Annotated in this window: 16 protein-coding genes; 5 read left to right on the top strand and 11 right to left on the bottom strand. The window is 42.7% G+C overall.

Going from position 1 to position 12210, the window contains the following annotated elements:
• Positions 1-48: 48 nt before the first annotated feature.
• The gene (locus tag AAFF35_RS10350) at positions 49-441 is read right to left on the bottom strand and encodes a DUF1801 domain-containing protein (protein WP_342332383.1); all 393 of its coding nucleotides are present in this window, start codon (positions 439-441) and stop codon (positions 49-51) included.
• An 80-nt stretch (positions 442-521) separates the two neighbouring features.
• On the opposite strand from AAFF35_RS10350, the gene AAFF35_RS10345 reads away from it, so the two are divergent.
• Positions 522-1049, top strand: coding sequence for a hypothetical protein (locus AAFF35_RS10345; RefSeq protein WP_342332382.1), 528 nt, complete (start codon positions 522-524; stop codon positions 1047-1049).
• A 120-nt stretch (positions 1050-1169) separates the two neighbouring features.
• The gene (locus AAFF35_RS10340; RefSeq protein WP_342332381.1) at positions 1170-1541 is read left to right on the top strand and encodes a response regulator transcription factor; all 372 of its coding nucleotides are present in this window, start codon (positions 1170-1172) and stop codon (positions 1539-1541) included.
• Between the two features lie 75 nt (positions 1542-1616).
• Here AAFF35_RS10340 and AAFF35_RS10335 read toward each other — a convergent pair whose 3' ends face one another.
• Positions 1617-1991 carry a hypothetical protein gene (locus tag AAFF35_RS10335; protein WP_342332380.1) on the bottom strand — a complete coding sequence of 125 codons (375 nt, stop codon included), beginning with the start codon at positions 1989-1991 and terminating at the stop codon, positions 1617-1619.
• 108 nt (positions 1992-2099) lie between these two features.
• The gene (locus AAFF35_RS10330) at positions 2100-3179 is read right to left on the bottom strand and encodes a universal stress protein (RefSeq protein WP_342332379.1); all 1080 of its coding nucleotides are present in this window, start codon (positions 3177-3179) and stop codon (positions 2100-2102) included.
• 231 nt (positions 3180-3410) lie between these two features.
• Between AAFF35_RS10330 and AAFF35_RS10325 the strand changes: the two genes are divergently transcribed.
• Positions 3411-4559 (top strand): YncE family protein, encoded by a 1149-nt coding sequence (locus AAFF35_RS10325; protein WP_342332378.1) that lies wholly within the window; start codon positions 3411-3413, stop codon positions 4557-4559.
• 30 nt (positions 4560-4589) lie between these two features.
• Here AAFF35_RS10325 and AAFF35_RS10320 read toward each other — a convergent pair whose 3' ends face one another.
• The 8 genes from AAFF35_RS10320 to AAFF35_RS10285 form a co-directional block, all read right to left on the bottom strand.
• Positions 4590-4775 carry a hypothetical protein gene (locus tag AAFF35_RS10320; RefSeq protein ID WP_342332377.1) on the bottom strand — a complete coding sequence of 62 codons (186 nt, stop codon included), beginning with the start codon at positions 4773-4775 and terminating at the stop codon, positions 4590-4592.
• Between the two features lie 98 nt (positions 4776-4873).
• Positions 4874-6058: an amylo-alpha-1,6-glucosidase gene (locus tag AAFF35_RS10315; protein WP_342332375.1), complete on the bottom strand. Its 1185-nt coding sequence runs from the start codon at positions 6056-6058 to the stop codon at positions 4874-4876.
• A 1-nt stretch (position 6059) separates the two neighbouring features.
• Positions 6060-7202 (bottom strand): glycosyltransferase family 4 protein, encoded by a 1143-nt coding sequence (locus tag AAFF35_RS10310; RefSeq protein ID WP_342332374.1) that lies wholly within the window; start codon positions 7200-7202, stop codon positions 6060-6062.
• Positions 7199-7858, bottom strand: coding sequence for a PIG-L family deacetylase (locus tag AAFF35_RS10305; RefSeq protein ID WP_342332373.1), 660 nt, complete (start codon positions 7856-7858; stop codon positions 7199-7201). Before AAFF35_RS10305 ends, AAFF35_RS10310 begins: the two co-directional genes overlap by 4 nt.
• On the bottom strand, positions 7858-8259 hold the full coding sequence (locus tag AAFF35_RS10300; protein WP_342332372.1) for a hypothetical protein: 402 nt from the start codon (positions 8257-8259) through the stop codon (positions 7858-7860). Before AAFF35_RS10300 ends, AAFF35_RS10305 begins: the two co-directional genes overlap by 1 nt.
• Before the next feature lie 31 nt (positions 8260-8290).
• Positions 8291-8872, bottom strand: coding sequence for a DUF4142 domain-containing protein (locus AAFF35_RS10295; protein ID WP_342332371.1), 582 nt, complete (start codon positions 8870-8872; stop codon positions 8291-8293).
• A gap of 12 nt (positions 8873-8884) precedes the next feature.
• A complete protein-coding gene (locus AAFF35_RS10290) occupies positions 8885-9727 on the bottom strand; it encodes a universal stress protein (protein WP_342332370.1) in 843 nt (280 codons plus the stop codon).
• Entirely contained in the window at positions 9724-10392 is a 669-nt protein-coding gene (locus tag AAFF35_RS10285) for a sterol desaturase family protein (protein ID WP_342332369.1), read from the bottom strand. The genes AAFF35_RS10290 and AAFF35_RS10285 overlap by 4 nt, the downstream gene beginning before the upstream one ends.
• Positions 10393-10584: 192 nt before the next feature.
• On the opposite strand from AAFF35_RS10285, the gene AAFF35_RS10280 reads away from it, so the two are divergent.
• Together AAFF35_RS10280 and AAFF35_RS10275 are read left to right on the top strand one after the other, a co-directional pair.
• Positions 10585-11025: an Hsp20/alpha crystallin family protein gene (locus tag AAFF35_RS10280; protein WP_342332368.1), complete on the top strand. Its 441-nt coding sequence runs from the start codon at positions 10585-10587 to the stop codon at positions 11023-11025.
• A 210-nt stretch (positions 11026-11235) separates the two neighbouring features.
• Complete coding sequence (locus tag AAFF35_RS10275) at positions 11236-12024, top strand: M57 family metalloprotease (protein ID WP_342332367.1); 789 nt, start codon at positions 11236-11238, stop codon at positions 12022-12024.
• Positions 12025-12210: the final 186 nt, after the last annotated feature.

Raw genomic sequence — 12210 nt, 5'->3', positions numbered from 1 at the left:
TTATTTCAGCAACTGCGTTAACTCTTTCTCTAGGAGCTTATTTTCCGATCAGGATGTTGATTTATTCCCTGCTTTTTCGAGGTTCATCTGCACAAGATACCTTACCATCTTTCGGATCAATTCCAAAGGGATCGGGCGGTTCAAAGGGAACTGAACCGTTCCTTTGCTTGTTTTATACGGCTCAAAGTCGGCTTTAAATTCTTCCACCGTAGTTGGGGCAGGATACAATCCAATGTGTTTTTTAAAAGCCGCAAAATACACCAGGCTCCTTTTGTTAAGACGGAATGCCGGAATTGCATAACTGATCGTTTCTTCCGCATCCGGAACCACTTCTTTGATGGTATTCCTGATCTGTTCCAACATTTCCTGAACCTCTGTCGAAAAACCGGCAATATACTCCGTGATACTTGCCGTATGCTTATTGCTTTTTGTATTTTCCATCACTTAAAGCTAAAATAAAAAGTATCCGTTTTTTTATTTAAATTTAGTAAAACGTTCTATTTTATCATTAAAAAAAAGACATGGTTCTTAACCTGAAACTGATCAGCGTAATTTATGCCACTTTAGCACTAAACGTTCAATCTTTCAACCCAAAAGAATGGCCTGCTGATGTTACTCCGCATGTAATGGAGCATATACAAAAGCCGGTTCCTTCTGCCGGACTAAAAACAGGCTTGAAAGACTTCCTCAAAGAGAGCCATACCTTTAACCCGAAGCTGACCTATAAGCGCGGTAAACAAGTCAGGCAAATGGATTATTATTGGGCCAACTGGAAGCATAAATACATGGTTCAGCTATTTGCTAAAGGAGATGTACTCCATACCATCAATTGGTCTGTTATTGGTGGCATTGAAAAGCTATCTGCTAAACAGGAAATCCTGCCTATTGATGAAATCATCAGGATTACAGTCGGCAAAAAAGCGGCTGAATGGTTCAAAGTGGAATTACACAAACGCTATTCTGCCACAGAAAAATCGGCCGAAGCAATCTATAAAGAAGGTGATAGCAGCATAAAGCTGGTGTATAGTATCCACCTGCCATTCGGATAAGTCTTCGGTTGCTATTGCCCTATGACAAATGATGATTTTTTCTGCGTGAATTCCGGTTCAACAAAACAATCTCTATTATTTTACCGTTATAACCCTGTAATTAAAGGGAATTGGAAGATTATGAAAAACAAAATTTATATTGTTGAAGACGATGTTGACATTAGCTTTATACTTGATTATTATTTAAGAGAAGAAGGATTTAATGTATCTGTATTTGGAACGGTAAAGGAATTCAAGAAAGCAATAAAATCATCCGTTCCGGATTTATTTCTTTTAGATGTCATGCTACCTGACGGAGATGGGATCGCAGTTTGCAACCAGGTTAAATCTGATCCCCAAACCTCCTTGCTTCCGGTCATTATGATGTCCGCTCATATTACCGATAAATATAACATCGGCTGTCCGGCAGAAGAATTTATTCCCAAACCATTCGACCTGGAGAAACTCCTGAAACGAATCAATTATCACCTGCACATTTCCGGGCCACATTAATACCCGCATAAAGAATATATAAAAAAGGGCTTGTCGATCGACAAGCCCTTTTATTATTATGATAATTAAACAGAATTACCTTTTGCAATCAGCGGTCCAGGTGGCACCGTCTCTAATGACCAACATTTTTAACGTGCTGGCATCAATCGTGATTCCGGTAAGACCAGAGCCAATACTCGTATAAGAGTTATCGCCCTTTTTTTCGAATTTCACCCCTGTGATGTCCGGAATGTTACTTCCAAAATAGAAGTTGTAAGTCTCTCCTACTTTACTCACCGTAATTTTTCCATCTGAACTGACAATGTTTGTCTCGCCTTTCTTATAAGAGACATCACCTTTGTAGGTACCTACAAAAAAGTCTTTCGTCGCCGGATCTGTGTCTTTCTTACAGGATACCATGATCGTCATCGCGATCATCAGCATACTGAAAATTTGAATTGTCTTTTTCATAGTGTAGTTTTTAAATGTAAAATGTAACACACCTATTACAAAGACTGTACCAGTAACATAAAAACCCGTTCAATTAGCTGGAAACGAGGTTTACATTTATAAGCTTTCTTAAATGTCTTCCCGGAACAACAACAATGGAAGCCGACTGTGATATGCCAGTTTCTTAGTCAGGCTCCGGTGAAAAATGCTTTCGAAGAAGCCATAAACCTTTGGAACAGTAATGACCAGGTCGACCTCCTGCTGCGTTGCAAACTCCATAATTCCGCTGGCGATGTCCTCCTGCCTGGTAGCATGGTATTCCGGTTTTTGCTGATCCCACAATCCGGGCAGGTCAACCAACTCTTCCATCAACCCGGGATCGAGATCCCCTCCGTTAGGAGCTACATTTAACACCAATAACTTCGCCTTTATTGTATGGACAAAAGTTTTGATGGCCAGCAGCGGGGTAGTTTTGGAAACTTGCTGAAGGTCGCAGGCAAAAACCACCTTTTTTATGGTTTTAAAATTAGTCGCCGGAGGTACAATTAAAACCGGAGCGATGCTTTCTTCCACTAAACGAATGGCATTACTTCCGATCAGGACTTTTTCAAGCCGGTTTTCCCCCGTGGTGCCTGTAATGACCAGGCCAATATCCTGTTGCTGAACAAGTGTATTTACAGCAGTGACCAATGACCTTCCATCGCTCCTCATCTCTATCTCCGTCCGCCCGGCAACTACATTCAACAATGCATTCTTTAGCTCCACCATTTTTTCCGGCCCTCCCTCTGGAGAATCAATAAATCCGGAACTAACCATTCCGGATAAATTGGGAGGCGTCATTAAGGACGCATAGGAATGGTATAAAATCATTTTGGTGGTTTGCAGCTGATGGGTCAATCTCGCCGCATAGTCTGCCGCATTCAAAGAAGTTTCAGAAAAATCAGTGAGTATCAACATCGTTTTCACGCCATACACCTCATCCATCCGGGCATCTATTGCCTGCTCCAGCGATTCAAAATCAAGGTCAGAAAGGTTGCGTGAACCCCGCTGGACGACCGTCCACTGTCCCTTAACGGAACGTTTCAGCCTGATGGGCTCAGGTTCTCTGGTAATCATTTCTACTTTAAACTGCTGGTGGTGATCAAAAGCGGTAACAATTGCAGCCAGGTCCAGACTTCCTGCCTTAAATTTCACAGAAAATGTTTCCATAATATCTCCTCCATCCCTATTGGTCTTTATATAAACAAGCCGCGCAAATAAAGAGTTTCTGACAAATGGAATTTTGCTAAACCAATTCTTCAGACAAGTGTTTTATAACACCGGCTTCTTCCGGCACTGCAACAGGTTGCAAAATTCCGCTTCTGAAGGCGGTAATAACCAAACAGCTTACACAGGGCGAGATCAGCTGGATCATAATGTCATGAAAAAGAATAAGATGCTTTGAAAAACCTTTTGTATCTCAGCGGAATTTTATGGATGACCGGACTTGGTTTCCAACCGTCATCAGACACCATCAGGGTAGAAAAAACGTATTCAGAATTAGTTTTTGAAGAAACAAGAACCCTACCTTCTTCATCAGGCGTGAAATCAGTATTGTTCAATCCCGAAGGAACAAAATTATACGCACTTAACCTGGAAGGTGGCAGCATTTATGAATTTAGTCAATCAGAAAAAAAGATCAGCAGGGAGATTTTGTTTCAACGAACCAAGACCAGTGGACTGGATTACGCGACAGGTCATTCCATTGCTTCTTTTGCCGAAAAACCCGTTGAAGCCTGCTTCCTCAATAAGACTTTATGGGTTTCTTTACACAATGCCGGAGGCATCATTCCCATCTTTCCCGATACACTGGCTTTAAACAAAGACAACCTGAAGATCGCTTACACAAAAGCCGTGGTAATTGACCTGGAAAAACAACGCAGGGACACCATCGGACTTCCGCTGATTAAAACCGGAAAAACGCCAAAAGTGATTGCAGCAACTGCAGACCGAAGTCACCTGCTGGTGAGTAACTGGAGTGCTAAAACCATTGCAATATTAAAATTGAATGATACGCTTGCTCCCTATGGAAGAAAGATAGCCAGTTTAAAAATGCCCGCCACCCCCAGAGGGATTGCAACCGACAGTAAAAGTGACAGATCCTACGTTGCGATCATGGGGAGCAATAAAATCATGGTCATTCATAACCGCAGCTGGAAAGTGGAAAGAACATTTGTCGTGCCTTTAAACCCGAGGCATATTTTAACGGCTACTTCCGACCGCTTATTTGTCTCTTTCAATGCGGGGTCTCAAATCGCCTGTATAAATGCAAAAACAGGAAAAGTCCTGTTTAAGGCAAAAACCGGGTTACAACCCAGAACAATTGCACTTTCCGAAAATCAGCAGTTTCTTTTTGTCACCTGCTATAAAGGGAACACCCTCGAGGTGTTTAAGATCAATCCTGATCATTTCCAAAAGATCTATACCCTCAGGTGTACAGGTAAACCCGTCGGACTGGCGATTCATGAAAATGACAAACAACTGGAAGCCTGGGTGGGGAATTATATGGGCGGGAACCTGAAAATATTTACTTTTAAAAAAGTCCGTTAAAATTGATTTTTTGATTTCCGGTCCTGCTTATTATTTTTTAGGGCTACTTTGGTTCTCTGATCTTTCCGGATGCAAAATCTTGTCACACTCTTTTATGGTTGCCTTCAGCTTTTCATTGATTTCAGCAGATTTCTTTTTGAGTTCTGCGGCCTGCTCAAACAAACTTTTGTTGATCTCCGCATTTTCATTTTTTAACCTTTCTTTAATTTCAGACATACGATCTGGATTTAGACGTAAAACACTGAACTTCTTATACTAAGCTAATGAATTTTAACAAATTCACAAAGCCCTATCACAAATCAGGTATTTATTGGTTATCCCTTGAACTTTCTCATTTCCCCGAAAAAAGGTGTTTTTTTATCTTTCACACATCGCGCTGCATAGAGGTACATCGCTGCGCTCCAGCTTTGCCAATCCTGTCCGGCAGGTTGCCCATCTTTAGCCAATAACCATTCATTGAAACCGAATTCCAGGTTTTTCGTTTTATCAGCAGATCTTTTAATCATCCGGGTCAGTTCCATCAGTTGTGCTTCCGCTAACCGAAAGGCACCTACCGCCACCAGGGCTGCAATATGAAATCCGCAGACAAAAGGCCAGATCCCTCCGTTATGGTAGGTTCCCGGAAGGTTAAAATGCTCATAACGGGGAAGCCAATCCGGATCGTCAGGTTTAATAAAAGGAAAGAAGTTCGGAGCAAGTTCAGGACCAAGCAATCCAGCTCTCCTCATTGCCGCACATTCCCCTTCCAGCCACCTCATCATCTTCCTTCCTCTTGACAATTTAGCCATCCCAAATAAAACCGCCATACTGTTCCCCAAAAGATCAAAACGTTCGCTGCTATACACTTTATAAGACCATAGCGCATAATAGGGTTTGTGCTTTAAGGCCAGGCCTTCATGAACATAATGGTGCTGTACTTTCTGGCGGATGCTAAACCTGTTCATTTCCCGCAGGATTTCTTCCGCTTTTTTATGCTCATTAAAAATGCGGTACACCGCATACATCAAAGTGTTGACAAACAAACCATATCCCGGCACCCACTGTTCATCCCTCCAGTCACTCGTTGGCTGCTGGGCAATCAGACCTCCATCTGTAGGCCGCTGATATTCCATCCAGGTCAATGCCAGCAGAACTGCAGGTTCCAAAAACCCGGGCTCATCCGAGCATTGTCTGAAAATTCCGGTCGCCAGTAAAAATAAAGGTGTGGTATCACTTGCGCCCCTGTCTTCTTTATCATGAACCAGCGAAGAAATATGGCCATGAGGACTTTGGTTTTTTGCCAGTGATTCCAGTACGTTCCGGACACTTGCGAGCAGCGATCTGTCTCCGCTCAGCACAATTCCCAAAACCGAAATCAACAGATCCCGGGTATACGGCTCCGGATATCCCCATCCTGCCGTTCGGGGAAGCCCATCATATGGACCGATCGAGTTGTAGCGCAAAACCTCAACAGCGGCCTCTTCTGCCCTTCTAACCAATTGCCAGTCTAACTCATCCATTTCAATAAATCCCTAGTTTTTCGTTTACAATTTCTATAAAGCGTTTCGCTACAACCCGGTAATCAAAATTTGCTGTGACATGTTTTCTTGCCGCTTTCCCCATGGTTACCCTCAGATTTTCATCAGTCATCAGTTCCTGTAAGTACCTGGAAATGTCCTGAACATTCGCCCGGTAATCAACGGTTCTGGGATGATCAAAAATCACTTTACATTCTTGTTGAAGATCACATTCATCCGGAATAACCACTTCATTCGTCACAATTTTTGTAGCAACATTTGCCAGCAATGCCGTCTCCCCATGAATCAACGTATCCAACATTCCCATTGCATTAATTCCAATGACCGGTTTTTCGCAAGCTCCTGCTTCTACCTGGATCATTCCAAAGCCTTCCAGCCTAGACGGTGCGGCATAAATATCACAGGCTGCGAGCAGATAAGGCATAAAATTTCTGGAATTAATCCCTGTTGAATAAAAAACCTTACTACTGATCCCCAATTCGTTTGCCAGTTTCAGATCTGCAATATTCTGGATCTGCGTTCTTTGCTGTGGCCAGACCTTACACACATATTTCCAATCGGGCACCACATTGTCAATCCGGGCGAGCGCATGCATTACTTCCTGGGCCCCTTTTGAAGTGGCATCTCCACCGGCAGTCAGGATCATCAACTGATCCGGATGGATCCCAAATGACTCCCTCAGGACCCGGACTTTCTCTTCCTGTTGACCTTTGGGATTAAAAGCATCTGTATCACAGCCTACCGGAAGTACTTCAATAATTTCGGCGCGGATCCCATCACGAACATACATTTCCTTTACCCATTGGGAGGTCACCAATATCAGTGGCAATTCATTCAGGGCCTGCTGATGGTTTGCAATGTAACCATCGGCTACCAGCCAGGGCAACGGTAATATCCCAAACTGACCGGGATGAAGAACCAATTGCGGTGTGTATCCCCAATAGCCAACCCCGACCGCGAGATCCGGTTTAAACCATCGGTAATACCATTCCTTTTCCTGCGAAGATCGAAAATGAACGGCTTGCGTTTCTACTCCTGCTTCCATTAAACCTCTGTACAACAAATCTCCCTGAGTGGAGAGTCCACCTGGCGAAGACGGATAATCAAACAACACCAAGACCTTCATTTCCAAACCCTTTCTCTATCCGACGTCAGTTGTCTGAACGCTTCTTCCGCACTTGTAAATTGCTGGAAAGCTTCGCATTTTGGTGTTGTTCGGGCCTCCCAGCTTTCCGGATCAAAACCATAGATACCGGTAATGATATTGTACTTTTTCTGCCAGGTCGCTGCGCTGAGTTCATGGTATAAATCTGCCGAAATTTTTGCCCTTGGATAATAGCCTCTGTTGCCGTCTTCATAGGCGAATGTCCAAAGTTCATTCGCCCGTAATTTCCCGGACTTCCAAAGTTTAATGACAACCCTTCCAATTTCCTCATGGCGGCGATGTCTGGTATACTCGCCATCGGGTGCATGGGTAAGTATCAGGTCAAATGTTTTATGTGGCAACATGCTTAAGATCTTTTGCCGGATCATTTTTTCCGACAATGGCCGTTGCTCAGGGCCGTCGTCCAGATCATTCATTTTTCCCTCCGCATTAAAAAAAGCCAAGGCCTTTCTGAACTTCTCCGCACGGTCCTGATCTCCCATTCTACATAAGCTGGCAATAAAAACCTGCCAGGAAGATTCCTCCAATAGGGTTCCTCCGGCCCATAGTGTTTCATCATCAGGATGAGCGACAATTACGGCCACCATCTTATCTTTACTTTCCACCTCCTCCATCATCACAAGATCTTTATGGCCACGCCTGCAATTGCCACCAACACCAATACCGAAAGCAATATCCAGAAAAAGACGCCGACCATTGCCCCGATCACCACCTTCTCCTCTCTTTCTTCCGGAGTTTCAACAACTTCTTTCCGTTTTCGGCTTGCTGAGTGGGGAGTTACTGCAGCCAAAACCAATGCCAGTATAATCGCTGCTACCAAACCCGGCACCCAATAGTATCCCCATGCAGAAGGCCCCCTCGGTGCTGCCCATTCTCCTGCACCAAGGGCAATGAAAAACAGTAAGATAAAGAAAACCCAAAATCCGCTCCAGGGCCCCGTATTTCTAAAAGCCAGATTGAAAAAAGCCGTTAAAATCGTTGCAAAAAGCAATGCAAATAAAATTCCAATAAATTCCATATTCCGATAGGTTAAAATCAAACAATTCACATTATCTGTACCGCTTACTGAAATGAACGGCCTGCAATCCACGCTTTTCCAGTACTGGTAAAAACCTGCGGGCAAAATTGCTGACCATTGTATCCGGACTATTGACTGCTCCTTTAAAGAGTTCTATGTTTTTCCGGTAATCTTCCAGTACCATTTTCAGGTAAAGCTTGTCAAAGTATTCTTTTTCCATTCTGTTCATTTCCCGGAGCCGGACTTGTTCTTTGACCGGTAAAACATCAGGCAATTTAAGACCCTTTGCAGCTGCGATGGCATTTAATGGCATCTTAACCGTGGTGAGTTCCTCTTCGGCTCCTTTCCCGAAATTACGTACCCGAAGACTTCCCCCCTTTTCCCTGGCCAGCCTTCCCCATTCCGTTTCCAATTTTATCATTAGTACAGCCTTCTCCAGAAACATGGCCGTTTGGATGCCATCTCCTATTGCCGCCGAACCCGGCGAATTGATGCGTGTATGATCAACCGCAGTTGTCGTATCTCCCGCAGCCCCGGTCCGATCTGCAGGCTGGCAACATTGCAGAATAACAGCGGCCAACAACATCATGGCCAATAAGGTGTTCTTTTTCATGTCGCTAAGATTTTATGTTTTGATCAGTAATAAGGGAATGTGCGTATGATAAGCCATTTTCCTGGTCAGGCTCCGGTGAAACAGGCTTTCAAAAAATCCATGTTCCTTCGGAACAGCGATGATCAGGTCTACCTGATGTTCTTCCGCAAATCTGGTAATGCCCCTCGCCACATCCCCCTCCTCACTGTAATGGTAACTTGCCTCTTCTCCAAACCGGCTTCTCAGGCTCGCTTCCTCGGCTTTTGTTTCCGGGTTAAACCGATGCTCCTCATATTTATCTACATTTAAGACCAATAGTTTTGCTTTAATCGCCTGAATAAAGTTATTAATCGTCTGATCAGGGATCGTGTCGGCTACCTTCTTTAGCTCCGCGGCAAAGACGACCTTTGAGATCCCTGTGAAGATGGCCTCTTCGGGAACGATCAATAAGGGAATGTGACAGATCCTGGCAATCCTGATCGTATTGCTGCCGATTAAGGTTTGTTCCAGCCTGCTTTTCCCCTTTATACCCATTACGACCAAACCAATAGATTCTGTCTTGCCGAGTTCATTTACAGCAAGATCCAGTGGCCGCTCATCAATCCGTATATTTACATTGGTTTGGCCATTGGTTAACAATTCCAGTTTGCTTTTCATGCCCCTCAACCGCTCCTCATTCTTTTTCCATTCATGCTCTTGTCTGATCGCATTTTGCAATGGAACATCAATTGTTGAAGGAATATAATCAGAATAGTATAAAAGAATGTTTGGAACATTCAACTCGCGACTTAAGGCAGCGGCATACATCGCGGCATTTAAAGCGACATCAGAAAAATCTGTCAGTATCAACATGTTTTGATTTGAGAAATTCATCATATCTTCTCCTCTTTTTTAGGGTTTTCATTGTTAAACTGTTCTTTTGATGGGGATGTGCGAAAAAAAACATCCCAAAAGGCAGAGCTGACACCAAATGCCTTATCCGGATATTTGTAATGATGCAGGTGATGGTGTCTCCACAGTGCTTTTAAATATTTAGGAGGGGCGTAAGCATGAATGGCAAAATGCATAGAAACATAAATCAGATAGCCCAAAATAAAGCCAGAGAAAAAGATCACTCCATATCCCGGTTCTCCGGTTAACACCACTGAAATCAGAGCGAAAAAAGACAGGTATAGAATGGCAATCAATATGCTGGGTATAGGGGGCATAAATAGTCTGGATTTATCCCTTGGATATTCATGGTGGTTTTCGTGAAAAATATAGACCAAACGTTTACCTATTTCAGTTTTCGCTTCGAAATGAAACAGGAAACGGTGGGTCAGGTATTCGACCAATGTCCAGAAAACCATCGCAGTCAGCATTAAAATCAAAATGGTTTCCGGTGGATAATGCCATTCGAAATACCCGTAAAAAACCAGGAAGGTGACCAGCGGAATGTACATCGTATAAATAACAAATGGCCTGGTCTTGGTTAACCGCTCCAAAAATGGACTTTTAAAAATCTTTGCTTGTCCTTTATTATTAATCGTCTTATAATTCATATCTCTATTTATTAGATAAAAACCATGATTTCAAAGAGAACGGGCATAGATGCCTCGAAAAATAAAATGTAATAACACGCGAATTTTACAAATGTTTTTTTTTCTGATTTTTTTAAACCTCTGTTTTCCAGGATTGTTTTTTATATAGTTAGAATGGACTAACGTCTTAACAATTAAATGGAGGATTGAAAAATGACCTTAGTAAAATTTAATGAAAGAAGAAACGGAGATGTATTGAGCCCAGGGTTCAATGACATTTTTGAATCATTTTTTAATGATTCTTTTATTTCTGATCGCATGACTTCCAGAATTCCTGCAGTCAATATCAGCGAAACCGATGGATATTACCACATTGAACTTGGTGCTCCGGGATTAAAAAAAGAGGATTTTAAAATTGATCTGGACAAAAATATGCTGACGATCGCCGTGGAAAAGAAATCAGAGCAAACAGAAGCGAATAAAAAGTATAACCGAAGGGAATATAGCTACAGTTCTTTTGTCAGGTCTTTTGCCCTTCCTGACTCCGCAGATGACGGCAATATCGAAGCAGAATATACCGATGGTGTGCTTAAAATCAATGTCGCCAAGAAAGAAGAGGCCAGAATGGCCAGCCGTCAAATCGAAATCAAATAACGGTTAGACTCTCCTGTTTCCGCATGGATCATGTGGAGACAGGAATTTACCTATACGCAGCTCAGAATTTGTGTCTTTTGTCTCAAAAAAGGGAATACCCGGTTTTAGTGGATTAAACGAAGTATTTTTCTAAGATTAATTCTTAATAATGATGATTTTTTTGTTTAAATTACAATAATCAAATTAATCATTCTTAACTAAAATCATCCCATGAACAAAAAACACTACCTCAGCAAGGTAGGCCTGTTAGGTTGTATCTTGCTACTCTCGTCCATCATTTCTTCCTGTAAAAAAGAAACGCCCGCTGCACAACAGCCAAAAGCAGAAGATGAGAATGCCTCGTCTATTGCCTACTTTATTAAAAAAGGCTACAAAGCAGAAGACATCGTTGTTAAAGACGGTAAATTTATCATTCAAACAGATATCGTCATCAGCCGCGAAGATGTTGAAGCGAGGATCAAAAACGAAGGCGCTTCAGGCAGCCCTCAGACAGAACATTGGAGATCCAATTACATCATTGCCGACCCTTATCACAAGAATGTCAGACTCTATATTGAGCCAACGGTAACCGCTCAATGGAAGACTGCCGTTCAGGGTGCCATTGCGAACTGGAACAATATGCCTGGTCAGGGTACCACCATAGAGCTTGGAATGTCGATAACTACTTCAACTACGGCCTACGATACCCGGGTATTTATGGGTTATGAGAATGCCAATTGGATTGCGCGTGCTTATCTTCCTGCATCAAGTGGTAAGCCGGGCGTAAGTATAGAGATCAACAGTAAGTACAATACCATGAGTGCCAGTCAGAAACTTTTTGCCATCACACATGAACTGGGTCATACGATTGGTTTTATGCACACCAATCAAACTTCTGGTGTATTTATTCCTGGAACCCCTTCAGTGGATGCCAATTCAGTAATGAACTCCTTTGTATTGCCATGGGCAGGATTTACTGCCGGAGATGCACTGGCGACAAGCGTGTTATATCCGAATTGATGATCATAGCTGCTTTCTTATTTTAAAAACAAAGCGTCCATCGATATTTTATCGGTGGGCGCTTTGTTAGAAGAAGAAAGCTGTTGTTTAATTTCATCTATCTCGGGCATTTCATACTGCTATGTTTCTCGTTAAATCACTAACTGCCAATCACTAAACTCACAATCATAACTGAGCCCTAAATTA

Source organism: Pedobacter sp. FW305-3-2-15-E-R2A2 (genome assembly GCF_038446955.1).
GTDB lineage: Bacteria > Bacteroidota > Bacteroidia > Sphingobacteriales > Sphingobacteriaceae > Pedobacter.
The sequence above is the reverse complement of the archived record's forward strand: the minus strand, read 5'-3'. Positions and strand labels throughout refer to the sequence as shown.

What these genes read in the sequence shown, in the direction of transcription:
- AAFF35_RS10350 (WP_342332383.1), bottom strand. Translation starts at nt 441, where the DNA reads ATGGAAAATACAAAAAGCAATAAGCATACGGCAAGTATCACGGAGTAT.
- AAFF35_RS10345 (WP_342332382.1), top strand. Translation starts at nt 522, where the DNA reads ATGGTTCTTAACCTGAAACTGATCAGCGTAATTTATGCCACTTTAGCA.
- AAFF35_RS10340 (WP_342332381.1), top strand. Translation starts at nt 1,170, where the DNA reads ATGAAAAACAAAATTTATATTGTTGAAGACGATGTTGACATTAGCTTT.
- AAFF35_RS10335 (WP_342332380.1), bottom strand. Translation starts at nt 1,991, where the DNA reads ATGAAAAAGACAATTCAAATTTTCAGTATGCTGATGATCGCGATGACG.
- AAFF35_RS10330 (WP_342332379.1), bottom strand. Translation starts at nt 3,179, where the DNA reads ATGGAAACATTTTCTGTGAAATTTAAGGCAGGAAGTCTGGACCTGGCT.
- AAFF35_RS10320 (WP_342332377.1), bottom strand. Translation starts at nt 4,775, where the DNA reads ATGTCTGAAATTAAAGAAAGGTTAAAAAATGAAAATGCGGAGATCAAC.
- AAFF35_RS10315 (WP_342332375.1), bottom strand. Translation starts at nt 6,058, where the DNA reads ATGGATGAGTTAGACTGGCAATTGGTTAGAAGGGCAGAAGAGGCCGCT.
- AAFF35_RS10310 (WP_342332374.1), bottom strand. Translation starts at nt 7,202, where the DNA reads ATGAAGGTCTTGGTGTTGTTTGATTATCCGTCTTCGCCAGGTGGACTC.
- AAFF35_RS10305 (WP_342332373.1), bottom strand. Translation starts at nt 7,858, where the DNA reads ATGATGGAGGAGGTGGAAAGTAAAGATAAGATGGTGGCCGTAATTGTC.
- AAFF35_RS10300 (WP_342332372.1), bottom strand. Translation starts at nt 8,259, where the DNA reads ATGGAATTTATTGGAATTTTATTTGCATTGCTTTTTGCAACGATTTTA.
- AAFF35_RS10295 (WP_342332371.1), bottom strand. Translation starts at nt 8,872, where the DNA reads ATGAAAAAGAACACCTTATTGGCCATGATGTTGTTGGCCGCTGTTATT.
- AAFF35_RS10290 (WP_342332370.1), bottom strand. Translation starts at nt 9,727, where the DNA reads ATGATGAATTTCTCAAATCAAAACATGTTGATACTGACAGATTTTTCT.
- AAFF35_RS10285 (WP_342332369.1), bottom strand. Translation starts at nt 10,392, where the DNA reads ATGAATTATAAGACGATTAATAATAAAGGACAAGCAAAGATTTTTAAA.
- AAFF35_RS10280 (WP_342332368.1), top strand. Translation starts at nt 10,585, where the DNA reads ATGACCTTAGTAAAATTTAATGAAAGAAGAAACGGAGATGTATTGAGC.
- AAFF35_RS10275 (WP_342332367.1), top strand. Translation starts at nt 11,236, where the DNA reads ATGAACAAAAAACACTACCTCAGCAAGGTAGGCCTGTTAGGTTGTATC.